Annotated in this window: 24 protein-coding genes and 1 tRNA gene; 19 read left to right on the forward strand and 6 right to left on the reverse strand. The window is 60.1% G+C overall.

From position 1 onward, the window contains the following. The first annotated feature begins 125 nt into the window (after positions 1–125). Positions 126–1,568 (forward strand): magnesium transporter, encoded by a 1,443-nt coding sequence (mgtE, locus tag ACZZZU_RS21115; protein WP_122492555.1) that lies wholly within the window; start codon positions 126–128, stop codon positions 1,566–1,568. A gap of 80 nt (positions 1,569–1,648) precedes the next feature. Here the strand turns inward: mgtE and ACZZZU_RS21120 are convergent, their stop codons facing one another. Then, entirely contained in the window at positions 1,649–1,981 is a 333-nt protein-coding gene (locus ACZZZU_RS21120) for an Arc family DNA-binding protein (protein WP_122451789.1), read from the reverse strand. Positions 1,982–2,392: 411 nt separating this feature from the next. On the opposite strand from ACZZZU_RS21120, the gene phnN reads away from it, so the two are divergent. Continuing rightward, complete coding sequence (gene phnN / locus ACZZZU_RS21125) at positions 2,393–2,944, forward strand: phosphonate metabolism protein/1,5-bisphosphokinase (PRPP-forming) PhnN (protein WP_463382052.1); 552 nt, start codon at positions 2,393–2,395, stop codon at positions 2,942–2,944. On the opposite strand, the gene ACZZZU_RS21130 is transcribed toward phnN, so the two are convergent. After that, positions 2,941–3,414 (reverse strand): Lrp/AsnC family transcriptional regulator, encoded by a 474-nt coding sequence (locus ACZZZU_RS21130; RefSeq protein ID WP_463551728.1) that lies wholly within the window; start codon positions 3,412–3,414, stop codon positions 2,941–2,943. The genes phnN and ACZZZU_RS21130 overlap by 4 nt on opposite strands. Positions 3,415–3,612: 198 nt before the next feature. Between ACZZZU_RS21130 and ACZZZU_RS21135 the strand changes: the two genes are divergently transcribed. The 4 genes from ACZZZU_RS21135 (at position 3,613) to ACZZZU_RS21150 (ending at position 10,162) form a co-directional block, all read left to right on the forward strand. Further along, a complete protein-coding gene (locus tag ACZZZU_RS21135; RefSeq protein WP_463551729.1) occupies positions 3,613–7,098 on the forward strand; it encodes an indolepyruvate ferredoxin oxidoreductase family protein in 3,486 nt (1,161 codons plus the stop codon). Positions 7,099–7,226: 128 nt separating this feature from the next. Further along, positions 7,227–7,301: transfer RNA gene (locus ACZZZU_RS21140), tRNA-Arg, on the forward strand. Between the two features lie 251 nt (positions 7,302–7,552). Then, complete coding sequence (locus ACZZZU_RS21145) at positions 7,553–8,794, forward strand: glutamine synthetase family protein (protein WP_463552170.1); 1,242 nt, start codon at positions 7,553–7,555, stop codon at positions 8,792–8,794. Between the two features lie 60 nt (positions 8,795–8,854). After that, a complete protein-coding gene (locus tag ACZZZU_RS21150; RefSeq protein WP_122492550.1) occupies positions 8,855–10,162 on the forward strand; it encodes an MFS transporter in 1,308 nt (435 codons plus the stop codon). A gap of 58 nt (positions 10,163–10,220) precedes the next feature. Here the strand turns inward: ACZZZU_RS21150 and ACZZZU_RS21155 are convergent, their stop codons facing one another. From ACZZZU_RS21155 to flgA, 4 genes are all read right to left on the reverse strand, one after another. Then, positions 10,221–10,964, reverse strand: a complete 744-nt coding sequence (locus ACZZZU_RS21155; RefSeq protein WP_122492549.1) for a flagellar brake protein — start codon at positions 10,962–10,964, stop codon at positions 10,221–10,223. 101 nt (positions 10,965–11,065) lie between these two features. After that, positions 11,066–11,536, reverse strand: a complete 471-nt coding sequence (locus ACZZZU_RS21160; RefSeq protein ID WP_122492548.1) for a flagellar protein FlgN — start codon at positions 11,534–11,536, stop codon at positions 11,066–11,068. Positions 11,537–11,592: 56 nt separating this feature from the next. Then, complete coding sequence (gene flgM, locus ACZZZU_RS21165) at positions 11,593–11,931, reverse strand: flagellar biosynthesis anti-sigma factor FlgM (RefSeq protein ID WP_122492547.1); 339 nt, start codon at positions 11,929–11,931, stop codon at positions 11,593–11,595. A gap of 149 nt (positions 11,932–12,080) precedes the next feature. Further along, positions 12,081–12,839 (reverse strand): flagellar basal body P-ring formation chaperone FlgA, encoded by a 759-nt coding sequence (gene flgA / locus ACZZZU_RS21170; RefSeq protein ID WP_463551730.1) that lies wholly within the window; start codon positions 12,837–12,839, stop codon positions 12,081–12,083. An 81-nt stretch (positions 12,840–12,920) separates the two neighbouring features. On the opposite strand from flgA, the gene ACZZZU_RS21175 reads away from it, so the two are divergent. The 13 genes from ACZZZU_RS21175 to flgL all read left to right on the forward strand — a co-directional run bounded on the left by ACZZZU_RS21175 (position 12,921) and on the right by flgL (position 26,311). Beyond that, complete coding sequence (locus ACZZZU_RS21175) at positions 12,921–13,847, forward strand: chemotaxis protein CheV (RefSeq protein WP_122451779.1); 927 nt, start codon at positions 12,921–12,923, stop codon at positions 13,845–13,847. A 55-nt stretch (positions 13,848–13,902) separates the two neighbouring features. After that, complete coding sequence (cheR, locus tag ACZZZU_RS21180) at positions 13,903–14,730, forward strand: protein-glutamate O-methyltransferase CheR (RefSeq protein ID WP_122492545.1); 828 nt, start codon at positions 13,903–13,905, stop codon at positions 14,728–14,730. Between the two features lie 256 nt (positions 14,731–14,986). Further along, on the forward strand, positions 14,987–15,394 hold the full coding sequence (gene flgB / locus ACZZZU_RS21185; protein ID WP_463551731.1) for a flagellar basal body rod protein FlgB: 408 nt from the start codon (positions 14,987–14,989) through the stop codon (positions 15,392–15,394). Between the two features lie 14 nt (positions 15,395–15,408). Next, positions 15,409–15,861 carry a flagellar basal body rod protein FlgC gene (gene flgC / locus ACZZZU_RS21190; RefSeq protein WP_122492543.1) on the forward strand — a complete coding sequence of 151 codons (453 nt, stop codon included), beginning with the start codon at positions 15,409–15,411 and terminating at the stop codon, positions 15,859–15,861. Positions 15,862–15,881: 20 nt separating this feature from the next. Then, positions 15,882–16,559, forward strand: coding sequence for a flagellar hook assembly protein FlgD (locus ACZZZU_RS21195; RefSeq protein WP_463382056.1), 678 nt, complete (start codon positions 15,882–15,884; stop codon positions 16,557–16,559). 31 nt (positions 16,560–16,590) lie between these two features. Beyond that, entirely contained in the window at positions 16,591–17,940 is a 1,350-nt protein-coding gene (flgE, locus tag ACZZZU_RS21200) for a flagellar hook protein FlgE (protein WP_463382057.1), read from the forward strand. Between the two features lie 195 nt (positions 17,941–18,135). Next, a complete protein-coding gene (locus tag ACZZZU_RS21205) occupies positions 18,136–18,876 on the forward strand; it encodes a flagellar basal body rod protein FlgF (RefSeq protein WP_463551732.1) in 741 nt (246 codons plus the stop codon). 46 nt (positions 18,877–18,922) lie between these two features. Next, positions 18,923–19,708, forward strand: a complete 786-nt coding sequence (gene flgG, locus ACZZZU_RS21210; RefSeq protein WP_122492539.1) for a flagellar basal-body rod protein FlgG — start codon at positions 18,923–18,925, stop codon at positions 19,706–19,708. 111 nt (positions 19,709–19,819) lie between these two features. After that, positions 19,820–20,530 (forward strand): flagellar basal body L-ring protein FlgH, encoded by a 711-nt coding sequence (flgH, locus tag ACZZZU_RS21215; RefSeq protein WP_463382058.1) that lies wholly within the window; start codon positions 19,820–19,822, stop codon positions 20,528–20,530. Between the two features lie 12 nt (positions 20,531–20,542). Beyond that, positions 20,543–21,640 (forward strand): flagellar basal body P-ring protein FlgI, encoded by a 1,098-nt coding sequence (locus ACZZZU_RS21220; RefSeq protein ID WP_463542304.1) that lies wholly within the window; start codon positions 20,543–20,545, stop codon positions 21,638–21,640. A 10-nt stretch (positions 21,641–21,650) separates the two neighbouring features. After that, the gene (flgJ, locus tag ACZZZU_RS21225; protein ID WP_463382059.1) at positions 21,651–22,907 is read left to right on the forward strand and encodes a flagellar assembly peptidoglycan hydrolase FlgJ; all 1,257 of its coding nucleotides are present in this window, start codon (positions 21,651–21,653) and stop codon (positions 22,905–22,907) included. Between the two features lie 35 nt (positions 22,908–22,942). Further along, on the forward strand, positions 22,943–24,979 hold the full coding sequence (flgK, locus tag ACZZZU_RS21230; protein WP_122492535.1) for a flagellar hook-associated protein FlgK: 2,037 nt from the start codon (positions 22,943–22,945) through the stop codon (positions 24,977–24,979). Between the two features lie 12 nt (positions 24,980–24,991). Next, the gene (gene flgL / locus ACZZZU_RS21235) at positions 24,992–26,311 is read left to right on the forward strand and encodes a flagellar hook-associated protein FlgL (protein WP_122492534.1); all 1,320 of its coding nucleotides are present in this window, start codon (positions 24,992–24,994) and stop codon (positions 26,309–26,311) included. Positions 26,312–26,343 lie beyond the last annotated feature (32 nt).

Here is a 26,343-nt window from a genome sequence, read left to right on the forward strand (position 1 = left end):
CTCGCCGAGGCTTATGGATTGCCATCATGGACTTACCCAGTAGTAGCTCAATACCTCGCTTTACCAATCAAGAATTGACTGATTGATCCCTTTGGCGCGCTCTGCCGCTGGGGGTGGAGTGTGCTATGACAGAAGTAGAAGCAAAAAAGCCGCAAGAAAGCCTGCAGGACCGACTTGCCCAAGTCGTTGAACTGCTGCATCGGCACCGGCTTGTTGAAGACCTGACCCACCGTCAGGAAGGCCAGAATCAGGAGCGCGTAGAGAGCCTGGTTCACCGGCAAAACCTCGCCGAGTTGCAACGCAAGCTCGACGACCTGCACTCCGCCGACGTTGCCCATATTCTCGAAGCGCTGCCGCTCGATGACCGTCTGACCGTCTGGCAGTTGGTCAAAGCCGAGCGCGACGGCGACATTCTTCTCGAAGTATCCGACTCCGTTCGTGAAACGCTGATCGCCGACATGGACGATCACGAGATTCTCGCGGCCGCCAAAGACATGGACGCCGACGAGCTGGCCGACCTCGCGCCGGAGCTTCCGCGCGACGTTGTGCACGAGCTGATGGAAACCCTTGACGCCCAGCAACGCGAACGCGTGCGATCGGCGTTGTCGTACGAGGAAGACCAGGTCGGCGCGTTAATGGACTTCGAGATGGTCACCATCCGCGAAGATGTCAGCCTGGAAGTGGTGCTGCGTTATCTGCGCCGCCTGAAAGAATTGCCTGGCCATACCGACAAGCTGTTCGTGGTTGACTACGACGGTGTGCTCAAGGGTGTGCTGCCGATCAAGCGATTGCTGGTGAATGATCCGGACAAGCAGGTTGCCGAAGTCATGGCCGATGATCCGGTGAGCTTCCACCCGGACGAAGATGCCTACGACGCCGCGCAAGCGTTTGAGCGTTACGACCTTATCTCTGCGCCCGTTGTGGATAAGAACGGCAAGCTCATCGGCCGTCTGACCATCGACGAAATGGTCGACTTGATTCGCGAAGAAAGCGAAACCGAAGTCTTGAACATGGCGGGTCTGCGTGAGGAAGAAGACATCTTCGCCTCGGTGTGGAAATCGCTGCGCAACCGTTGGGCTTGGCTGGCGATCAATCTAATCACAGCGTTTATCGCATCCCGCGTGATCGGGTTGTTCGAAGGTTCCATCGAGAAACTGGTGGCGTTGGCGGCGCTGATGCCGATTGTGGCCGGCATAGGCGGCAACTCGGGCAACCAGACCATCACCATGATTGTTCGCGCGATGGCGCTGGACCAAGTGAGCACTGGCAACACGTCGCGCTTGATGCGCAAGGAGCTGGCGGTTTCGCTGTTTAACGGCGTGGTGTGGGGGGGCGTGATCGGGGTGGTTGCCTACATGTTGTACGGCAGTTGGTCGCTAGGCATTGTGATGACGGCGGCCATGACGCTCAACCTGCTGCTAGCCGCGCTAATGGGTGTGCTCATTCCCATGACACTGACGCGCATGGGGCGCGATCCGGCGCTAGGCTCCAGCGTCATGATTACTGCCGTTACCGACAGCGGTGGCTTCTTTATCTTCCTGGGGCTCGCTACGTTGTTTCTCTTGTAAGCCCTCAAATCGCAGACATAAAAAAACCGCCATTGGCGGTTTTTTTATGGAGGCTTGTTACCTGAAGATATCCGGCCGACTTAGGCTTCTTCTGCTTCAGCGTTCATCTCGGCATCGTGAGCGATCAAAGCGACCAAGGCATTTTGCTGACGGCGGGACAGTTGGCGAAACCGTTGCAGCAGCTCACGCTCATGCAGAGAAAGTTCCGGTCTATCCAAGCGCATGCTCAGGTCTTCGTCCAGCGAGCCTTCCTGGAGCATGCTCTGTTCCAGGCGAGCAATGATCTCGGAATTCATGCTGCGGTGATGATTACGCGCTACATCCGCGATGCGCTCGCGCATGCCATCGGGTAAGCGAACGACGAACTTGTCAGCCGTACGGCTGGAATAAATAGCCTGTTTCATAGGGCGCATACATTTAAACCGGTTAGTTCAGGGAAGCGATGCTGGCACTTGGCTGCATGATTGTCACCGGTTTGACCATCATTAGCACTAGCCGTTCAACGGGAGGGCAATTATCCCCTGTTGACCCATGAGTCGCTGCATCAGTTATTTGACGCCAAATCTGTGTCGCAGTTTGAACGCGCTAGCGGCTTTGTGCCAGCACCAACTGTCGAAAATGCGCGCCATTTGTCAAAGTGGGCATTTCTGGCACGGAAGTACTGTGCATTTAAGCCCATGTTTGCCTTGTCGTCATACAACTTGTCGGCATTGGTGAGGAGTTTCACGATTTGCTTGCCCAGTCTGAGACGTGATCGGGCAAGATTGCGGCTCCGTCGACTCAGTGCGGCATTAGCGCTAGGCATTTGTAGTGAGGTGATGTAGATGGGCGCGTTGGTTTACCTGATGGGGCCGTCAGGTTCTGGCAAAGACAGCCTGTTGCAGGCCGCTGCTGGCGAGCTTGAGGCGCATGGTTGCCGCCTGGTGCGACGGGTTATCACCCGTTCAGCCGAAGCGGTAGGCGAAGACGCCGAAGCCGTTACGCCAGAACGATTCGAACAATTGGAAACCGAAGGTGCCTTTGCCATGAGTTGGCGCGCAAACGGGCTCGCCTATGGCATTCCAGCCCACATCGACACTTGGTTGGCGAACGGCGACAACGTGGTCGTCAACGGCTCGCGCGCTTACTTGCCTGAAGCTCGCCGCCGCTATCCCAACCTTCTCGCTGTGCTACTGACAGTCGAGCCGGCGATTCTGCGCCAACGCCTCCTGGCTCGCGGTCGTGAAACACTCGCTGAAATAGATGCCCGCCTGGCCCGCAGCGCCCACATTCAGCCCGCCGCAGAAGCTGATGGGCTGGAAATGCTCGACAACTCCGGCGCCCTAGCGACCACCGTGTCCGCGTTGTTGCGCCTAATCGCCACCCCGCGCAGTTAAACCAGGTCCAGCGGCAGCTCGGTGGTGCGCTTCACTTCGCTCATGGCGATGTTCGAGTGGGCTTCCAATACATGCGGGCGCTGCAACAACTGGTCGCGTAGAAAACGCTCGTAGCTGGCGATGTCTTTGGCCACCACCTTAAGCAAGTAATCGGAGCCGCCAGCCATGGTGAAACACTCCAGCACTTGCGGATAACCCACGATCGCCTGCTCAAACTCCGTGAGGTTGTTGCGCCCGTGGGCAGACAGTTTGATGTTGACGAAGACGGTGATGGAGAAGCCCAGCAGCGTCGGATTCAGCAGAGCCACCTTGCGCTCGATCAAACCCTCTTCCTGCATGCGGTGAATCCGCCGCCAACAGGGCGACTGGGATAGCTCAACCTTTTCAGCGATCTCGGCTGCAGACAAATCGGCGTTGTGCTGCAGCAAGCGCAGAATCTTCCTATCGATAGGGCTTAGCGCGTTTTGCATAAGTCAGTCTCTTTTGTTGTTTTTCTTGGATAACTCATGCGCAAGAGTGGCGCGGCGGCCCGAAAATAGAAAGAAAAAATCGGAACCGTCCGGTCATATTCTTGGGTACGTGCCCCGGCAGAAATCCTGCCGTGAGCCCAGTAGGGTGGCTTTACCGTAGCCGCTCAGGTCGCCATAAAAATAACAGGAGCGCCCGCTATGTCTCTGGCCGAGATCCGCCTGGATGACAAGTACCGACTCGCAACCGGTCATCTTTACCTCACCGGCACTCAGGCGCTCACCCGCCTGCCGATGCTGCAAAAACAGCGCGACAGCGCTCATGGTCTCAACACCGCCTGCTTTATTTCCGGTTACCGCGGCTCGCCGTTAGGCAACCTCGATAAAAGCCTGTGGGAAGCCAAAACCTTTCTGCAAGACAACCACATTCACTTCCAGCCCGGCGTTAACGAAGAGCTGGCGGCTACGGCCGTATGGGGCAGTCAGCAAACGTCCTTGTTTCCCGGCGCGCGTTACGACGGTGTGTTCGCCATGTGGTACGGCAAAGGGCCGGGCGTCGATCGTTGCGGCGATGTGTTCAAACACGGCAACTCCGCCGGCGTCTCGGCTCATGGCGGGGTGCTATTGCTGGCCGGCGACGACCATGGCTGCAAATCATCGAGTATCGCCAACCAGAGCGAGCACGCCTTTATCGCAGCGTCGATTCCGGTGCTCAACCCCGCCAATGTTCAGGAAATTCTCGATTACGGCATCCTCGGCTGGGAACTCTCGCGCTACAGCGGCTGTTGGGTGGCGCTGAAAACCATCGCCGAGAATGTCGATTCCTCGGCCGTTGTTGATGTCGACCCGCTGCGTGTTCAAGTCCAGTTACCCACCGACTTCCAGTTGCCCGAAGACGGTGTGCACATCCGCTGGCCGGACCCGCCCCTGGTTCAGGAAAAGCGCCTCAACACCTACAAAATTTACGCCGCCCGCGCATTTGCGCTGGCCAACAACCTCAACCAGGTGAAGCTCGACTCCCCCAATCCGCGCCTGGGCATCATCACCACCGGCAAGTCTTACCTCGACGTACGCCAGGCGCTGGTAGACCTCGGTCTGGACGACGAGCTCTGCGCGCAAGTCGGCCTGCGGGTGCTCAAAGTCGGTATGAGCTGGCCGCTTGAGCCCGTGTCGGTGCATGAGTTCGCGCAAGGCTTGGACGAGATTCTGGTGGTCGAAGAGAAGCGCAGCATCATTGAGGACCAGCTCACCGGGCAGCTTTACAACTGGCCGGTCGACAAACGCCCCCGCGTGGTGGGGGAGTTTGACGAGCAGGGCGTTTCCCTGTTGCCGAACCTCAGCGAGCTGACGCCCGCTATGATCGCCCGCGCGATTGCCAAACGCCTGGCGCCGATTTACTCCAGCGAGCAAATCGAATCACGCCTGGCTTTTCTGGCCGCCAAGGAAAAGGCCCTGGCCGCGCCAAAGCACAAAACCGTTCGCACCCCGCATTTCTGTTCCGGCTGCCCGCACAACACCTCGACGAAAGTGCCGGACGGCAGTCGCGCCCAAGGCGGCATCGGCTGTCATTACATGACGCAGTGGATGGACCGCAACACCGATACTTTCACGCAGATGGGCGGCGAAGGCGCGACATGGATCGGCCAGGCGCCGTTCACCGACACGCCGCATATTTTCCAGAATCTGGGCGACGGCACTTACTTCCACTCCGGCCAACTGGCGGTGCGGGCAGCGGTCGCCGCCGGCGTGAATATCACCTACAAAATTCTCTACAACGACGCGGTCGCCATGACCGGCGGCCAGCCTATTGACGGTGAGTTGCGCGTCGATCAGCTCAGCCAGCAACTGTTCTCCGAAGGCGTTAAACGCATTGCGCTGGTGTCCGACGAGCCAGACAAATACCCAACCCGCACCACCTTTGCGCCCATCGTTACGTTCCACCATCGTCGCGAACTGGATGCGGTGCAGCGTGAGCTCCGCGAGTTCAAAGGCACTTCGGTGATCATCTATGACCAAACCTGCGCGACCGAAAAACGCCGGCGGCGCAAACGCGGCAAGTTGGTTGACCCGGCCAAGCGCGCCTTCATCAACCCGGCCGTGTGTGAGGGCTGTGGTGATTGCAGCGTGAAGTCGAACTGCCTGTCGGTGCTCCCGCTGGAAACCGCGCAAGGGCGTAAACGCGAGATCGACCAGAATTCCTGCAACAAGGACTTCACGTGCGTGGATGGCTTCTGCCCGAGCTTTGTCACCGTGCATGGCGGCCGCTTGCGTAAGCCGGAAGCGCTCGGCCACGGCGCAGAGTTCGCCGCAGTGCCCGAGCCGGTTCAGCCGACCTTGGAGCGCCCTTACAACATCCTATTGCCGGGCGTTGGCGGCAGCGGCGTCACGACGGTCGGCGCCTTGCTGGGCATGGCCGCGCACTTGGAAGGCAAGGGCTGCAGCGTGCTGGATCAAGCGGGGTTGGCGCAGAAGTTTGGGCCAGTGATTACCCACATCCGCATTGCCGCCAAGCAAGACGACATCTATGCCGTGCGCATCGCCGCTGGCGAAACCGACCTGCTGCTGGGATGCGACTTGGTGGTAGCCGCCAGTGAAGAAGCGTTGGCCAAGCTGAACGAGCAAATTGCCCACGCCGTGGTGAATAGCCATGAAGCAGCGACCGCCGAATTCACCCGCAACCCCAACGCTGAATTCCCGGGCGCGGCGATGCAGCAGGCAATTGTCGAGGCGGTGGGCGGCAGCAAAACCCATTTTGTCGAAGCCACTGAATTGGCCACCGGCCTGCTCGGCGACAGCATTGCCACCAACCTCTTTATGTTGGGGTACGCCTATCAACTGGGGCTGGTGCCGGTGAGCGCAGAAGCGATCAATCAGGCTATCGAACTCAATGCGGTCGCCGTGGCGCTGAATCAACAGGCATTTTTGTGGGGGCGTCGCGCGGCGCACTCGCCGGACGCCGTCAAGGCGCTCGCCAAGCCCGATGCCGCGGCGCAGTTGGCCGAAAAAGAACTGACCTTGGAGCAACGTATCGAGCGAAACGCGGCGAATTTGCGCGCGTATCAGGACGACGCCTATGCCGACCGTTACCTGGCATTGCTGAGTCACGTGCGCGCTACTGAATCTCGCCTGTTCCCCGGCCAGCCGCTGGCGCTGACTGAGGCGGTTGCCTTCAACTATTTCAAACTGCTGGCTTACAAGGACGAATACGAAGTGGCGCGCCTGTACAGCAATGGCGACTTCACTCGTCAGTTGGCAGCGCAGTTCGAAGGCGATTACCGCTTGCAGTTCCACCTGGCGCCGTCGTGGCTGAGCAAGCGCGATGCGCGTACGGGCGAGCTGCGCAAGCGTAGTTTCGGGCCGTGGATGTTGCAGGCGTTTGCCGTATTGGCGCGATTCAAATTCCTGCGCGGCACGCGGTTCGATCCGTTTGCCTACAGCCACGAACGGCGCACGGAGCGCGAGCTGATCGGCCACTACGAAGCGGATGTTGCGCTGATTCTTGAGCGAATCAACGAAGCAAAACGCCATAGCGCCTTGGCGCTGGCGCGGGTGCCGGAACGTATCCGTGGTTATGGTCACGTGAAGGATCAAGCGCTGCTGGCTGTGGCGCGGCAGGCTGAAGAGCTACGCCGATCACTGCGCGACGAGAGCAGCGAGTCGTCGCCGCTTTACGTGGCAGCGGCCTGATAGGCCTTCGCGCCGCTGCGTGTAAGACGTCACGCAGCGGCGCTTTTGCGCCCGGCAAATACATGACAAAACCCCTGCCCGCCGTTAACATGCCGGCCGGTCGGCTACTCTGCCGGCTGGCTCGGTTTGTCTCCTTAGTTCAATGGATAGAATAAGCCCCTCCTAAGGGCTAGATGCTGGTTCGACTCCAGCAGGGGACACCATCTCTGCTTTCTGTTTTCCCTTCTGTTCGTTCTCGCCGGCCACTGCGGCGGTTTATCTGTGCTCGCTGCTTGAAATCCTGAACAGCCGATGCGTATTTTGTACGCGCCCGCGCTCCCATGCGTGATGGCTCTAATAAGGACAAGACGTTATGAGTACTGATGGCCCCAGTTCACTGGCCGCGCACTTGGCCGGCATCGACGAAATTGAATGCGTAACCCCTGACCTCAACGGCGTGCCGCGCGGAAAAGTGATGACCGCCGCTGGCTTCCTGGAGGGGCGCCGGCTGCAACTGGCGCGAGGGGTGTTGCTGCAATGCATCATGGGCGGCTATCCGCCCGCGCCGTTTTACGGTGGCGACGACGGCGACCTGGCGCTAAACGCCGACCCTACGCAAATTCACCGTCTGCCCTGGAGCGACGTGCCCCGCGCGCTGGCCATTTGTGACGCTGATGAACTGGACGGCAGCAGCTCCGGCCTTTCCACGCGCGGGCTGCTCAAGCGGGTGCTGCGCAATTACGCCGCGCGCGGTCTCTCGCCGGTGGTCGCCACCGAACTGGAGTTTTTCGTATTCGCGGCCAATGCCGATCCGCAGCAACCGTTCCAGCCGCCGCTTGGGCTGGATGGTCGTCGTGAAGATGGCTGCTCAGCCTTTGGCGTGTCGTCGAACAACGGCTTGCGGCCGTTTTTCAACGAGGTGTATCGCTGCATGGCGGCCCTGGGTTTGCCGCGCGACACCTTTATGCACGAGATGGGCGTCAGCCAATTCGAGATCAATCTGCTGCACGGCGATCCGCTGCTGCTGGCCGACCAAACCTTCCTGTTCAAACATCTGCTGAAGGAAGTGGGGCTTAAGCACGGCGTGATCGTGGTGTGCATGGCCAAGCCGCTGGCCCATACGCCGGGCAGTTCGATGCATATCCATCAGAGCGTGGTAGAGCAGGGCAGTGGGCAGAATATTTTCAGCGACGAACATGGCGAAGCGACGCCGGCGTTCTTGCACTTCATCGCAGGCCAACAAGCGGCCATGGCCGATTTCACCTTGCTGTTTGCGCCGAACGTGAATTCCTACCAGCGCCTTTTCCATCCCTACGCATCGCCGAACAACGCCTGCTGGTCGCACGACAACCGCGCTGCCGGCTTGCGTATTCCGGCCAGTTCGCCGGTGGCACGTCGGGTCGAAAACCGTCTGCCGGGCGCCGATGCCAATCCGTATCTGGCGCTGGCGGCAAGCTTGGCGGCGGGCTTATATGGCATGGAGCGGGAGCTGCAACCGAGCGAGGCTATTCAAGGCGAGTTTGAGGTGCCCGATGCCTTGCGGCTGCCGTCTACGATGCACGCTGCGATAGACCGTCTGCAACGCAGCACGCTGGCGCGCGAGCTATTCGGCAATGAGTTCATTGACGGCTACATTGCTACCAAGACGTTGGAACTCTCGAGCTTCTACGACGAAATCACCCCGTGGGAACGCCGCGTGTTGGCAGCCCAAGCGTAAGTGTCACCGTGCCGGACCGCTGGGGTCCGGCCTCTATTCAAGGAGCCGTTCGGAAAGCCGATGCGTCGAATCTGGAAGTCTTTTCGAGCGCTTTACTTCGCCAGCCTGCTGATGCTGATCGGCTCGGGTTTGTTAAGCACTTATTTGGGCCTGCGCCTGGCGGCCGACAAAGTCGATTCGCTGTGGGTCGGCGCCTTGATGGCGGCGTACTACTTTGGCCTGGTGCTTGGCGGCAAAATCGGCCATCGCCTGATCGCACGCGTGGGGCATATTCGCGCGTATGTGTCGTGTGCCGGCATCGTCACCGCTGCGGTGTTGGGCCATGGTCTGCTCGATTGGCTGCCGGCCTGGACGGTACTGCGGGCCATCGTCGGCGTTGGCATGATGTGTCAGTACATGGTCATCGAAAGCTGGCTCAACGAGCAGGCCGAAGCCAGTCAGCGCGGGTTGGTGTTTTCGGGCTACATGATTGCGTCGTACCTGGGGTTGGTGCTCGGCCAGTTGGTGCTGATTGTTCACCCGGCGCTGGGGCTTGAGCTGTTGATTCTGGTGGCGCTGTGTTTCTCGCTGTGCCTGGTGCCGGTGGCTATCACACGGAAAATTCACCCTGCGCCAATGCGCCCGGCACCGCTGGAGCCGCGCTTTTTTATCGAGCGCGTGCCGCAATCGTTGCAGACCACGTTGGTGTCGGGGCTGATCATCGGCTCGTTTTACGGCTTGGCGCCGTTGTATGCCGCGCGGCAAGGCCTGAGCAACGAGCAGGTCGGTTTGTTCATGGGTTGCTGTGTGTTCGCCGCGCTGGTGGTGCAGTGGCCGTTGGGGTGGTTGTCTGATCGCCACAACCGCGCGGTGCTGATTCGCGGCTGCGCCTTGCTGCTGGTACTGGCGGCGTTGCCGTTGGCGGTAATGCCCAGTGTCTCACTGGACGTGTTGCTGCCGATTGGCTTCGCCTTGAGCGTGTTGCAGTTCAGCCTGTATCCACTGGCGGTGGCGTTTTCCAACGACCACGTCGAGGCGGAACGGCGGGTGTCGCTGACGGCGATCTTGTTGGTGACCTTTGGCATTGGCGCTTGCGTTGGGCCGTTGGTGGCGGGCGGGCTGATGCGTCAGTTCGGGCCGAACATGCTGTTCGCCTTCGTGTGCTTTTGTGCTGCTGTGCTGGTGCTGCGCATTCGTCCGGATGCCGTTACCAACCTGCATCAAGTAGACGATGCGCCGCTGCATCACATGTCCATGCCGGACAACATGACCAGCTCGCCCCTGGTCGCGGCCCTGGACCCGCGCGTTGACGAACACATCGTTCAGGACCAGATGCAAACGCAAACCCCGGCAGACATCGACGACCCTGCGGACACCAAGTCGACCTGACATTCGCCCGCCAACAAAAACGCCACCTCATCGGGTGGCGTTTTTGCTTGTGCGGGTATCAGTCGTCGATGTCGTCGCGACGGGCTTCGCGTTGCAGTTGGTACACGAAGCGGTCAATTTGACGTTGCTCCAGCCCGTTCATGCGGTGGAAGCGCATGCCGGCGAAGGTCATGTCGAGCTTTTCGTCGTACACCAGATGGCGCAGCTCCACCGCCGTGGTCATCGCGCCGAAGGGCAGCTGCGCAACCAGGCGTTCGTACACCTGGCCAGACTGCAGGCCTTTGCTGGCGTCGCCGGAAAAGCGCAGCTTGCAGCCGGTGGCAGAGATGTCGAGCAGATGACCTTTGATGGGGCTTTTCAGGCGGTCGCCGCTCAGTTCGATCTTCACCGCTTGAGCTTGCTTGAGCGGGGCGCGGTAGGCGTTGCGACGTTGGTGATAGAGCACTTCGGTCGGCATCGGGCACCAATAGCAGTTGGAGCCTTCGAGCTGCCCGACTTGAATCTGTTGGGTGTATTCCCAAGCGATGCGCACGCCGTCGTGGAAACCTTCGATGCGAAAGCTTTCTCCGGCTTTCAGAAAACGTTCGCCATCGTTGGGCACCATTTCATCCAGCGCCACCACGCCGCGCTCGCGGTTGATTTGAATGATGAACGTCTGGAAACGCTGCGAGCGCTCGTGAAAGGTGATGATCAGCGGGTCGCGGTGTTCTTCCAATGGGCGCAGTGCCGCGAAAACTTCCAGCGGAGCTTTCAGGACTTTCGGTGGTTGCGGGCCATCACCCGCGGCGAAGGGGTTGGACACGGTCCAGAATTCTCCGAGCAAAATACGGTGGCACGACCCAGGTTGGGTTCTAGCATACTGGCATTCTGCCGGTACGTCCCTTGCCCCTTGTTATTAGTTCGTCAGGCCTGACTGAGCGGGCGCTGCTGGCCGATTCTAGCGGCACCACCGCGACTGTCATAGAGCCCTGGCGTGTCGGCGTTACCGCGCAGAATGCCGAGCATGCCGCCGACCGAGGCCTGGTTCACGCGAATCAAGCGGCCGTTGCGCGTGTTGGCGGCCTGGCAGCGTTCCAGCAGCGCACTGAGCTCGGCCCCACGTGCCAGCAATTCGGCGCCCACAGGCGACTGTTCGGCCACGGCGTTAAGGCCGCTTTGGTCGGCTTGGAGTGAGAGGGAGGTGAGGAGCTTGTTGCGTTCGGCGCCGTGTTGGCCGAGCACCGCGAGCAGGGGTTGCTTGTCGGCCAGAATGCTTTCCAGACGAGGCAGGTCGCGGTCGGTGAGGGCTTGGAATTCGGCGTCGATCAGTTCAAGTAACTGCGAGGCGGTGCCGATGTCTTCGTTGAACAGGTGCAGCAGGGTCGTATCGTGCATGGCGAACTCTCGGAGTTAGGCGTCCAACAACACCCCCAGAGTCGCCCGCTGACGGGTTAACGCTGGGATTCGAAATCGAGCAGTTTACTGGCTACGCGTTTGCTGTCGACTTGGTAGCTGCCGTCGGCCACAGCCTGTTTCAGGCGAGCCACACGTTCTTTGTCGACAATCGGTTGATCACTAAGTTTGTCGGTAACTTTTTGCAGCTGCTGAGCTTGTTGGCTGAGCTGAACCGACTCACCGGTTTTAGCGGTGCTTTGTTCGGCAGCGTTAGCTGGCGCGACGGGTTGCGTGGCGCTCGCGGTATCAGTGCTCCGGCCAGTTTGGGACGCGTTGGTACGCCCAGTGCTGGTGGACGCGGCGGCATTATTTAGCCGGTTGATATCGATAACCATGATGCAAAACCTCTACGGTGTTTGGACGCTTGCCTAGCTTGTCGGCGCTGGTTGAAGAAACTTTAGGATTTTTTTTCACCGACTTTTGGCTGCGTCCAGCTGGGCGCCAGTGTATGAAAACGGACAGCAAATTGCCCGGAAAAATCCAGCTACATGCCAACTTCCACTTGGCCTGGCCCCACCACTCGCGCTTTCACCACCCGTTTGGAACTGAGGTTACGCACACGAATTTGCTCGCCCAGCACGCCGTCCGATAGCGCTTCACCTTGCATGCGCACATTGATGCCGCCCTTTTTCGCGCTGATCACTACTTGGTCGCTTTTGCTCACTGCCTTGGCTTGCTCGATGGTCACCGGCGCCAGCACTTGATCGGTCATCACCCCGCGCGTCAGGGTGGTGCCCAGCACCTGGCCCATATCGGTCATGTAACCCTGCGTCAGCAGGCCCACATCCCGCTCCACCAGCGCCACATCTGCCTCGCTGAGTTGCACGCCGCGCTTTAATGGCCGAATCGCGATGACCACCTTGCGGTACAGCTTGACCTGGGCGGGCACGAAAACTGTCCAAGGCGTGGAGCCCTCGCAGCGGATCCGCACCGTCACCCGACCAACGGGCTGCGCCGGGCTTTCGAGTGACGCGCTCAAATCTTGGTCGCATAGAGGCAGCTGCAACCGCGGGTCGAGTCGATTAATTTGAATCTCTTGCCGCGCCTGGATTTCGCTACGCTCTAAATAGTCCTGAACCGTGACCTCAAGAAAGCCTTGGCTTGCGCCGATAAGTTGTTCAGGTAATGTCAGGTCAGCGGCTGCACTGTTAATGTGGCCAAGCGCCAGCAAAGCCAGCCATGATCCGGCTGCCCGCAGTGGCCGGAAAGAGAAGCGTCGAGAAAGTGGCGTTTTCAGTTTCATGCTCAGGTACAAAGCAAAGCCCGTGCCGGCTGCTAGGCTAAGCGGGGGCACGGTGGTCAACATATTAATGAGGGGCAGGGTATGGCCGGAGTGATGGACTCGGTTAACCAGCGTACGCAGTTGGTGGGGCAAAACCGACTGGAGCTGTTGTTATTCCGCCTGGACAGCAAACAGTTGTATGGCATCAACGTGTTCAAGGTGAAAGAGGTGCTGCAGTGCCCCAAGCTCACCATCATGCCCAAATCCAGCCCGGTGGTTCGCGGGGTGGCCAACATTCGCGGCGGCACCATTCCGATTCTTGACTTGTCCATGGCCACCGGCCGTGCGGGCCTGGCGGATCTGGACAGCAGCTTCGTGATCATCACCGAATACAACACCAAGGTTCAGGGCTTTCTGGTGCGCTCGGTTGAACGCATCGTCAACATGAACTGGGAAGAAATCCATCCGCCACCCAAGGGCACCGGGCGCGATCACTACCTCACGGCAGTGACCCACCTGGACCAGCAACTGGTGGAAATCATCGACGTGGAGAAAATCCTCGCCGAGGTGGCGCCTATTTCCGAAGCCATCACCGCTGGGGTGATCGACGTCGAGACGCAAGGCAAGGCGGTGACCAAACACGTACTGATCGTTGACGACTCGTCAGTGGCACGAAAGCAGGTCACCCGTTGTCTGCAGTCTGTGGGCGTTGAAGTGACAGCGCTTAACGATGGCCGTCAGGCCCTGGAGTTTCTGCGCAAGTTGGCAGACGAGGGCAAGCGTCCGGAAGACGAATTCATCATGCTGATTTCCGATATCGAAATGCCGGAAATGGATGGCTACACGCTGACCGCGGAGATTCGTGCGGACTCGCGCATGCAGAAGCTGCACATCCTCCTGCATACTTCCCTGTCGGGCGTATTCAACCAAGCTATGGTGAAGAAGGTGGGGGCCGACGATTTCCTCGCCAAATTCCGGCCAGACGATTTGGCCAACCGCGTGATTGAGCGCATTAACGTTTCAGATTGAAGCTGAGGGCCGCACGGCCCTTTAGCAAACCTACAGGTATGGTGAGGCAGCGCTAGTGTCTTCAGGTAACGTGGATTTTGAGCAGTTCCGGATCTTCCTGGAAAAGGCCTGTGGCATCGTGTTGGGGGCCAACAAGCAATACCTGGTCTCCAGCCGGCTCAACAAGCTGATGGAACAGAACAGCATCAAATCCCTCGGTGAACTGGTGCAACGCATGCAAAGCACGCCGCGCGGCGGGTTGCGCGAGCAGGTGGTTGATGCCATGACCACTAACGAAACCCTGTGGTTTCGTGACACCTATCCCTTCGAAGTATTAAAGAATCGCGTCTATCCCGAGTTGCTCAAAGCCAACCCCAGCGCGCGCTTGCGCATCTGGTCGGCGGCGTCTTCCTCGGGGCAGGAGCCGTATTCGTTGTCGATGGCCACCGACGAGTTCGAGCGCAGCAACCTGGGCCAGCTCAAAGGCGGCGTGCAGATTGTCGCCACCGATCTATCCAGCGCCATGCTGCAAGCCTGTAAATCGGGCGAGTACGACAGCCTGGCGATTGGTCGGGGTTTGTCTCAAGAACGTTTGCAGCGCTACTTCGACCCCAAAGGCAACGGCCGCTTTGCGATCAAGCCTGCCATTCGTACCCGTGTCGAATTCCGCGCGCTGAACCTGCTCGACAGCTACGCCAGCCTCGGCAAGTTCGACATCGTGTTCTGCCGCAACGTGTTGATCTACTTCTCCGCCGAAGTGAAGAAAGACATCCTGCTGCGCATCCACGCCACCTTGAAGCCGGGCGGCTATTTGTTCCTCGGCGCATCCGAAGCGCTTAACGGCCTGCCGGATCACTATCAGATGGTGCAGTGCAGTCCCGGCATCATCTACAAGGTTAAATAACGTCGTAGCGATGCCGAAACGGGGAGGCCACGTGCCTCCTTTTTTATTGCCGCGCGTTTGCCCCCAAGCGGCAAATTTCCATCCTCTTGCCGTCGTTGCCATTGCCGGGCAGCGGAAAAGCCTTGCCGGTTGCGCTGGAAAATTGGCTGCTATTCTAAGTAAGTCCTTGAAATTAAAGAACTAAATTAGTTGGCACAGCCTTTGCTAAATGTCTTGCACAGAAAACCCGTTGGCCCATTGGCAAAGGTTCGCAGACATGAGCATCAGCTTCGACTCAGCACTCGGCATTCACGAAAAGGCATTGGGCTTTCGCGCTCAACGCGCCGAAGTGTTGGCCAACAACCTGGCCAACGCAGACACCCCCAACTTTAAAGCCCGCGACCTGGACTTCGCCTCGGTGCTCGCCGCCCAGGCTGAAAAGAGCCAACGCTCGCCGGTTTCCCTGGCCACCACCAACACCGGCCACATTGCCGCTGAAGGCATGGCCATTGCCGACCCGGGCCTCAACTACCGCGTGCCGACGCAGCCCTCGATTGACCAGAACACGGTCGACGAGCAAATCGAGCAATCCAATTACGCAGAAAACGCTGTGCAGTTCCAAGCCAGCTTCACCCTGCTGAACGCCAAATTCAAAGGCCTTGTTGCTGCGATTCGCGGCGAATAACGGAGACCACTGCCATGTCCCTTTCCAGTGTGTTCAATATCGCCGGTACCGGCATGAGTGCTCAGACCACCCGCCTGAACACCATCTCCAGCAACATTGCCAACGCCGAGACCGTGTCCTCCAGCGTCGATAAAACCTACCGCGCTCGTCATCCGGTGTTTGCCACCGTGTTTACCGACCAGCAAGCGCAGCAGAACGGCGACCGTGGTTCGCTGTTCGCCGACCAGGACAACTCCGGTCGTGGCGTGCAGGTCATGGGTGTGGTGGAAGACCAGAGCAGCCTGACACCGCGCTACGAACCCAATCACCCGGCGGCGGATAAGGACGGCTACGTCTATTACCCCAACGTCAACGTGGTCGAAGAGATGGCCGACATGATCTCCGCCAGCCGCGCGTTCCAGACCAATACCGAAATGATGAATACCGCCAAACAAATGATGACCAAGGTGCTGACCCTGGGTCAGTAAGCCGGACTTAGGGGTAAGAAATGGCCGTCGATAGCGTAAGCAACCAGTCATCGATCCTTGATCAGTACGCCATCAAGGACACTGGTACCCAGGACAAGACCCTCGGCAAGGATCAGTTCCTGCAATTGCTGGTAGCCCAAATGAACAACCAGAACCCGCTGGACCCACAAACCAACAGTGAATTCGTGGCGCAGTTGGCCCAGTTCACTCAGGTGGAGAGTCTGGACAACCTCAACACCAGCGTGGAAAGCATCCTCTCCAGCACCCAGTCGTCGCAGGCGTTGCAAGCCTCGTCGCTGGTGGGCCGCAAAGTGATCCTGTCCACCGACACCGCCATGGTCGACACCAAGGAAACGTTCAAAGGCTCGATTGCCCTCACCAGCGGCACCGACAACCTGTTCGTCAACGTGCTCGACAGCAAGGGTTCGCAAGTGGCACGGGTCAACCTCGGGCAGCAGAAAACCGGCCAGGTCACGTTTATGTGGGATGGCAAAGATTCAAGCGGCAACCTGTTGCCGCCTGGCAAATACAGTTTCGAAGCGAAGGCGTCGGTCGGCGGCAAAGAGGTCGCCATGGGCACCAGCCTGCCGGCCAACGTCGACAGCGTGACCCTGGGGATCAACGGCGGCGAAATGCTGCTCAACCTCGCAGGGCTCGGCAGCATCGGCATTTCCAAAGTTCAAGTGATAGGTCAATAACTGCCGGCAACCCGGCGTTCAGGAGCATCCCATGTCGTTCAATATCGGACTTAGCGGTATCAAAGCCGCCTCCAGTGACCTGAATATCACTGGTAACAACATCGCCAACGCCGGCACCGTGGGCTTTAAACAGTCCCGTGCCGAGTTCCAGGACCTGTATTCCTCGTCGATGCTGGCCTCCAGCAGCAACGCCATCGGCAGCGGCGTGTTGCTGGGCAACGTGGCGCAGCTGTTCAACCAAGGCACCATCGACTACACCGAAAACGCCCTGGACATGGGCATCAACGGCAACGGCTTTTTCGTGACCAGCAACAATGGTTCGATCAGCTACACCCGTGCCGGTTATTTCGGTACCGATAAAGAAGGCTTTATCGTCGACAACAACGGCTACAACCTGCAGGGCTACTCGGTAGACGCCAACGGCCAGCTGCAGAACGGCATCGTCGGCAACCTGAGCATTCAAACCGCCAACCAGGCGCCGCGTGCGACCACCGCCATCACTCAGAGCTTCAACCTGAACTCCTCGAGCAAGGCGCCGACCACCACGCCGTTCGACCCCTCGGACCCCACCAGCTACACCTCGTCCACTTCGGTGAACATTTACGACGCCCAGGGCAACGCCCACGTCATGACCCAGTACTTCATCAACAACGCTGACCCAGGCGCGGCGCCACCGGTGGCCAACAACTGGACCATGAACGTACTGATCGACGGTCGCAATCCGCAGACCCCGGCCACCACCACGCCGGCGACGCCTGCCAGCACCGCGCCGCTGAGCGCCACGCTGACCTTCGACGGCGCGGGCCAACTGGCAACCGTGACGCCCACCACGGCAGGCCTGACTTTCGCCGACAACAAACTCAGCATTAACGGCTGGGTACCGGCCCAGTCTGACGGCGGCACGCCGCCGGTGTGGTCGGCCAACGGTGCGGCAGCTTCGCCAACCGTGACCCTGGATATCCGTGGTTCTTCGCAAGTGTCCAGCACCTTTGCGGTGAACAAGGTCACCCAGGACGGTTACACCACCGGCCAGCTGTCGGGGCTGGAAATTGACGACACCGGCCAGGTGTTCGCCCGTTACACCAACGGCCAGTCGAAGATTCAAGGCCAAGTGATTCTGGCCAACTTCGCCAACGTGCAAGGCCTGACCCCAGTCGGCAAAACCCAGTGGGTTCAGTCGGCGGATTCGGGCGAGCCGGTGGTCGGTACGCCGCGTGCCGGCACGTTGGGTTCGTTGACTGCCGGTGCGTTGGAGTCGTCCAACGTCGACATTTCCACCGAACTGGTCGACCTGATCGTGGCGCAGCGTAACTACCAGGCCAACGCCAAGACCATCGAGACCGAAAACGCCGTGACGCAAACCATCATCAACCTGCGTTAACACGGTTGCCGCTGGCGGCAAACCGTCGCCGCACACCTGCAAAGGGCTTCTCTGGAAGCCCTTTGTTATTTTAGAAATTCCTTTTTTATCAACGGTGTAAAGAATTTTTTAGAGATTGGCACGATGCCTGCTTTGTAGCTTGCATAGAGCCGCAGGCCGTCAACGTTTGGCTGGCCCAATCTCGGAGAAATCACCATGGATAAAATGCTGTACGTCGCCATGACAGGGGCAAGCCAGAACACCCTGGCCCAGCGCGCCCATGCCAACAACCTGGCGAACATCTCCACCAACGGTTTCCGCCGCGACTTCGAACAAGCCCGCTCCATGCAGGTGTTCGGCGACAGCTTTCCGTCGCGCGTGTACGCCATGAGCGAACGCCCCGGCACCGACTTCACCCCCGGCACTTTGCAAGACACCGGCAACCCGATGGATGTGGCCGTCAGCGGCCAGGGGTGGGTGGCCGTGCAAGCGCCCGATGGCAGCGAAGCCTACGTGCGCACCGCCAGCCTGAAAATCGACGCCCTTGGCCAACTGCGCACCGGCAGCGGCTTGCCGGTATTGGGCAACGGCGGACCGATTGCCGTGCCACCGGAACAGAAAGTAGAGATCGGCGAAGACGGCACCATCTCCATTCGCGCCCTTGGCGAAGCGCCGAATGTGCTGGCCGAGGTGGACCGCATCAAGCTGGTCAACCCCGACCTCAAGCAAATGGAAAAGGGCGTGGACGGCATGATCCATTTCAAAGGCACCACGCCGCCGCTGGCCGACAACACCGTGAAGCTGACGTCCGGTTTTGTCGAGACCAGCAACGTCAACGCGGTGGAAGAGATGACCTCGATCCTCTCGCTGTCCCGCCAGTTCGAACTGCAAGTGAAGATGATGCGAACGGCCGAAGACGACGCCACGTCCCTGGCGCGTGTTTTGCAACTTAGCTAACCATCAGTACACGGCGCCGTGAAACCGGCGTCCGAGGAGAATCAACATGCTTCCGGCTCTGTGGGTCAGTAAAACCGGTTTGTCCGCCCAGGACATGAACCTGACGACCATTTCCAACAACCTGGCGAACGTGTCCACCACGGGCTTCAAGCGCGACCGCGCGGAATTCCAGGACTTGCTCTACCAGATCCGCCGTCAACCCGGCGCCCAAAGCACCCAGGACAGCCAACTGCCGTCCGGCCTGCAACTGGGTACCGGTGTGCGCATTGTCGGCACGCAGAAAATGTTCACCGCCGGCAGCCTGCAAACCACCGAGCAGCCGCTGGACATGGCGGTCAACGGCCGTGGTTTCTTCCAGATTCTTCAGCCCGACGGCACCATCGCTTACACCCGCGACGGTAGCTTTCACCTGAACTCGGACGGCCAGGTCGTGACCTCCAACGGCTTCCCGCTGGAGCCGGCCATCGTACTGCCCAACGAAGTGCGCACCTTTACCGTCGGCGAAGACGGCACCGCCTCGGTGACCACCGCCGGCAACGCCCAGCCGCAGATCGTCGGCAACATCCAGACCGCCGACTTCATCAACCCGGGCGGCCTGGAAGCCATCGGCAACAACCTGTTCCTGGAAACTGCCTCCAGCGGCGCGCCGCAAGTGGGTACGCCTGGCCTCACCGGTCTGGGCACCATCGAACAGAACACCTTGGAAAACTCCAACGTCAGCGTGGTGGAAGAGATGGTGAACATGATCACCACCCAGCGCGCCTACGAAATGAACTCCAAAGTGATTTCGACGGCCGACCAGATGCTGTCGTTTATTACCCAGAATCTTTAATCGCTAACCGGATTTAACCGCAGCCCGTTAGGCCCGCCATAAGGAGCTGGTAGGCACACGGTGGTTCGGTCTGGTGTTGGCACTGCGCAAAGAATGTGTGAGGTACGTGTTATGAATCGGCTTGTTCTTCTTCCCCTGCTTGGCCTGGCTGCTTTGAGCGGTTGCGTCGCGCCTCCACCCAAGCCGAACGACCCGTACTACGCGCCTGTGCTACCGCGTACGCCGCTGCCGGCTGCGCAAAACAACGGCTCCATTTACCAGACCGGGTTTGAAAACAACCTGTACGGCGACCGTAAGGCGTATCGCGTGGGCGACATCATCACCATCACCTTGAACGAGCGCATGTCGGCCAGCAAGAACGCCAACTCGGACATCGCCAAAGACAGCGCCACCTCGCTGGGCCTGACCTCGTTGTTCGGCGGCGCGGTATCGACCGACAACCCGAGCACCAGCCTCAACCCGCTCAAAGCCGGCAACCTGAGCCTGGACGCCAGCTACGGCGGCTCGCGTGACGCCTCCGGCAAAAGCACCGCCGCGCAGAGCAACAGCCTCACCGGTTCGGTCACCGTGACCATTGCCGAAGTGCTGCCCAACGGCATTTTGTCGGTGCGCGGCGAGAAGTGGATGACGCTCAACACCGGCGACGAGCTGGTGCGCATTGCCGGCCTGGTGCGAGCAGACGATATCGCCACCGACAACACCGTGTCTTCGGCACGCGTGGCCGACGCCCGCATCACTTACTCGGGTACTGGCGCGTTTGCTGACGCCAACCAGCCGGGTTGGTTTGACCGCTTCTTCATCAGCCCGCTGTTTCCTTTCTGAGTACCGGTCATGATGAAACGACTGCTAACCGCCTGCTGTTTCCTGCTCGTCGCCTCGGCGGCGCAGGCTGAGCGGATCAAAGACCTGGTCACCATCCAGGGCGTGCGTGCCAACCAACTGATTGGCTACGGCCTGGTCGTGGGCCTTAACGGCAGCGGCGACCAGACCACGCAAACGCCGTTCACTGTGCAGACCTTCAACAACATGCTGGCGCAGTTCGGCATCAAGGTGCCGGCTGGCGGCAACGTGCAGTTGAAGAACGTCGCAGCGGTGTCGATTCATGCCGACCTGCCGGCGTTCGCCAAGCCCGGGCAAACCATCGACGTCACCATCTCCTCCATCGGTAACGCCAAAAGCCTGCGCGGCGGGAGTTTGCTGATGACGCCGCTCAAAGGCATCGACGGCAACGTGTACGCCATCGCCCAGGGCAACTTGGTCGTCGGCGGCTTCGATGCCGAAGGCGGCGACGGTTCGAAAATTACCGTTAACGTGCCCTCGGCCGGCCGTATTCCTAGCGGCGCCACGGTTGAGCGTCCGGTGCCGAGCGGTTTCGACCAGGGCAACACGCTGACCCTGAACCTCAATCGCCCCGACTTCACCACCGCCAAGCACATGGTTGACCAGATCAACGAGCTGCTCGGCCCAGGCGTGGCGCAGGCCATCGACGGCGGTTCGATCCGCGTCAGCGCGCCGTTGGACCCCAATCAGCGCGTCGACTACCTGTCGATCCTGGAAAACCTCGAAGTGGACGCCGGTCAGGCGGTGGCGAAAGTCATCATCAACTCGCGCACCGGCACCATTGTTATCGGCCAGAACGTCAAAGTTCAGCCGGCCGCCGTCACCCACGGCAGCCTGACCGTGAGCATCACCGAAGACCCGATCGTCAGCCAGCCCGGCGCCTTCTCCAACGGCCAGACCGCCGTGGTGCCGCGCTCGAAAGTGGACGCCGCGCAGGAAACCAAGCCGATGTTCAAATTCGGCCCGGGCACCACGCTGGATGAAATCGTACGGGCGGTTAACCAGGTGGGCGCTTCGCCGTCCGACCTGATGGCCATTCTTGAAGCGCTCAAGCAAGCCGGCGCTTTGCAAGCTGATCTGATCGTTATCTAAGGAGGCAGCCATGGACGCGAAATTCACATCCGGGGTTGGCTCCACGCTCGACAGCGGCGCGTACAGCGACATCAATCGCTTGGCCAACCTGAAGGTCGGCAAAGACCGCGACAGCGAATCGAACATCAAGAAGGTGGCGCAGGAATTCGAGTCGCTGTTCCTGAACCAGATGCTCAAAGCCCAGCGTTCGGCGAACGAAGCGTTCTCCGAAGGCAACTTCATGAACAGCAACGAAGCCAAAACCTACCAGCAAATGTACGACCAGGAGCTGGCGGTAAAGATGTCCAAAGAGGGCGGCATCGGCCTGGCCGATGTGCTGGCGCGGCAAATGTCGAAAATGAACAAGGGCACACACCGGCCCAACCCGTTCGCGCAAACCGCCGACGCCAACGCCATCGCCGCGAGCGGCGCCAGCGCTACCACCGGCACCGACGGCGCGAACAAAACCCTGACCAACCGCGCCGTTAAAGAACTGCCGGCCGTGGACGGCACCCGCGACGATTCGAAAATGCTCAACAAGCGCCGCCTGTCACTGCCGGGCAGTCTTACTGATCGTTTATTAGCCGGTATTGTCCCAACTACAACAGCCGGGGCGACCGCCGATGGCAAGCCGCTGGCGCAGAACGACTGGCTGGCCGCGAACACCACCAGCAACACCGCCACCATCGGCAAAGGCGCCACTAGCAAGAACGCCGAGCTGAACGCCATCGACGCCAGCAGCGGCCGCCGTCTGGCCCAGCCACCGTTGGCACCTGGCAAAGCAGCGTTCAAGTCGGCCGATGAGTTCATCGCCACCATGCTGCCGATGGCCAAGGAAGCCGCCGCGAAGATTGGCGTCGACCCTTCCTACCTGGTGGCCCAGGCGGCGCTGGAAACCGGTTGGGGCAAGTCGATCATTCGTGATTCCGACGGCTCCAGCAGCCACAACCTGTTCGGCATCAAGGCCGCAGGCAACTGGCAAGGCGACTCGGCTCGCGCGCTGACCACCGAATACAAAGGCGGCCAGGCGGTAAAAGAAGCGGCGAAGTTCCGCTCTTATGACAGCTTCCAGGACAGCTTCAACGACTACGTAAGCTTCTTGCAGAACAACGACCGTTATGACGATGCGCTGGATGCCACCGCCAACCCCAAGCAGTTTGTGCGTGAGTTGCAACAGGCCGGCTACGCCACCGACCCGCAGTACGCCAATAAAGTGGCGCAGATCGCCAAACAGATGCAGACGTACCAAACCATCGCCGCGGGCGAATCCACCGCCACGCGTTTGTAAGGATGCAGGGATGAGTTTTTTAGTGAGGAATCGACATGGCTGACTTGTTATCGGTAGGGCTGTCAGGGCTGCGCGCTGCGCAGACCGCGCTGACGGTGACCGGGCATAACATCACCAACGTCAACACGCCCGGTTACTCGCGCCAGGAATCGGTGCAGCAGACCAACATCGCCCAGTTCACCGGCGCCGGTTACATCGGCTCCGGTGCCCAAGTGGTGGATGTGCGCCGTTTGGCCAGCGATTTCCTCACCAACCAGGTGCGTACCGCCACCAGTTCCAACAGTGAGCTGCAGTCGTTCAAAAGCCAGATCGAGCAGCTCGACTCGCTGCTGTCCAACAGCACCACCGGTATCAGCCCGGCCTTGCAGAAGTTCTTCGCTTCCTTGCAAACCGCTTCGCAGAATCCGTCGTCCGTGGCCGCCCGTGAGGCGGTGTTGTCGCAGGCCGGTGGGTTGTCCGACTCGTTCAACACGCTGTATGACCAGCTGGATAAGCAGAACAGCCTCATCAACCAACAGATGAGCGCGCTGACCACGCAGGTCAACTCCATGGCTGCCAGCGTCGCCAGCTACAACGACGCCATCGCCCGGGCCCGTGGCGCCGGTGCCGAGCCGAACGACCTGCTTGATGCCCGCGAAGAAACCATTCGGCAGATTTCCGAAATCATCGGTGTACAAAGCGTTGAGCAAACTGACGGCAGCGTCAGTCTCTTTGTCGGCACTGGCCAGCCGTTGGTGGTGGGCAACACCGCCTCGACGCTGACGGCCAAGCCTGGCATCGACGACCCGATGAAGTATCAGATCGACCTGAGCATCAACGGTGTGTCGCAGACCATTTCTTCGCAGATATCCGGCGGTGAAATGGGCGGGCTGCTGGCCTACCGCGACACCACGCTGGACAAGAGCTACAACAGCCTCGGGCAGATGGCGATTGTGCTCACCGACACCATTAACGATCAGTTGGGCCAGGGCTTTGACCTCAACGGTCGCCCCGGCAGCCAGCTGTTCACTGACATCAACGAACCGACCGCCGCCTCGCTGCGGGTGCTGGCGCAGGCAACCAACACCGGCACCGCAACGGGTTCGCTGAACATCACCAATGCCAACCTGCTGACCACCAGCGATTACCGCCTGGACTACGACGGCACCAACTTCACCGCCCGCCGCCTGAGCGACGGCGCGACCATGAACGTCACCGTGACCGGCACCGGGCCCTTTACCATTTCCATGGCCGACCCCGGCACCACGCCGCCGACCAGTCAGGGTTTCGACGTCACCATCAATGGCACGCCCAACGCCGGTGACCGCTTCACCTTGCAACCGACCCGGCGCGGCGCGTTCGACTTTGGCACCGAGCTGCAATCGCCCGACCAGTTGGCCTTTGCCGGTTCCGCCCGTGCCCAGGCGACCACCAACAACCGGGGCACCGGCGTGATCAGCCAGCCGAACCTGACTGCTGGCCCTACACCGATCAACCCCACCGACCTGCAAACGCTGTTCGGTACCGGCCTGCCGCTGACGTTCGACTCGGCCACCAACACCCTTAACGGCACCTTGCCGCCTGGCGCCACGCTGAGCTATGTGTCGCCCTCGACCACGGCACTCACGCCCGGCCAGAACAACACCTTGCGCCTGGCTTATACCGACCCGGTGAGCAACAACAGCTACACCTACGAATTTACCGTTACAGGTACGCCGCAAACGGGCGATACCTTTACGCTGTCGCAAAATACCGCCGGATCTTCCGACAACCGCAACGCGCTGAAACTGATCGACCTGCAAACCCAGAAAACGGTCGGCACCAGCGGCGCGGGGGCAGGGGCGACCTACAACGACGCCTACAGCGGTCTGGTGGAGCGGGTGGGTTCGTTGACCGCGCAGGTGCGGGTCAATTCGGATGCGGCCGAAACCGTGCTGACGCAAGCGCAAAACAACCGCGACTCGCTGTCCGGCGTCAGCCTGGACGAAGAGGCCGCCAACCTGGTGCAGTTCCAGCAGTACTACAATGCATCGGCACAGGTGATTAAAGTTGCGCAATCGCTGTTCGATACGCTTATAGGCGCCTTCAACTGAGGCTAGTTAGTTATGCGAATTTCCACTATCCAAGCCTTCAACAGTTCCGTCAGCGGGATGCAGAAAAACTACGCCAACGTTTCCCGCACCCAGGAACAGATCAGCACCGGCAAGCGCATTCTGACCCCGGCCGATGACCCGGTAGCGTCCGTTCGCCTGCTGCAGTTGAGCCAGGAACAAGCGCTGAACGAGCAATACACCTCCAACAACACCGCCGCGCAGAACAGCCTCAACTCCGAAGAAGCCATTCTCAGCTCCGTGGGCACCGTGCTGCAGCGCATCCGCGAAATTGGCGTGCAGGCGGGCAACGGCACGCTGGATGCCACCGACCGTGAGTCGCTGGGCACCGAGTTGCAACAGCGTGAAGACGAGCTGCTCAGCCTGATGAACAGCAAAGACGCCAGCGGCAATTACCTGTTTGGCGGCTCGCAGTCGGATCAACAGCCCTTCGTGCGCAACCCCGACGGCACCTACAGCTACCAGGGCAACGAAACCGAACGCAACGTGCAAATCGCCAGTAGCACCTTCGTGGCGCTGGGCGACGACGGCAAAGACCTGTTCGAAAACGTGTTCAACGCCAACCGTGTCACCACCAACAAAACCGTAACCGGCACGGGCACCGACGGCACCGTCAGCACCGGGCGTATCTCGCTGGGCCTGGTGACCGACAAGGCTGCCTACGACAACACCTTCCCGTCGAGCAACCCACCGGTTGCCACTGACGGCATCGGCATTCACTTCCTCAGCCCGACCAACTATGTCGTCTACGACCAGGCGACGTTGCCGGCGGGTTACGACTGGACCACCTACGACCCGACTACGCCGCCCACGGGCCAGCTGGCCACTGGCGCCATCGACACCAACCCGGCGACGTCCGACTTCGTCAGCTACGGCGGCGTGCGCGTGCAAATCGACGGCGTGCCGCAAAACGGCGACGACTACGCCATCAACCGTAAGCCGGACGAAGAAAAACGCAGCCTGCTCAACACCGTGTCGGACCTGCGCAAAGCCTTGCAAGGCTCCGGCAATACCGAGGAAGACAACCGCGTTATCCGCGACAGCGCGGCCATCGCGCTTTCCAACCTCGATGCGGTGTACGCCAAGGTCGACGGCGTTCGCGGTTCCGTGGGCGCGCGCCTGAACACGCTGGACTCCACTGGCGACTTCATTGCCGACGTCACCCTGGTCAACAAGTCCGTGCAATCGGACCTCGAAGACCTCGACTACGCCGACGCCATCTCCAGGCTTTCGCTGCAATCGACCATCCTCTCGGCGGCGCAGCAGAGCTACGTGAAAATCGCCAACCTGAGTTTGTTCAACTACATCAGTTAAGCGCGCCGCTTTTTCAGCATCGCCCGCCGAAA

This window comes from Pseudomonas sp. AC136 (genome assembly GCF_979258585.1).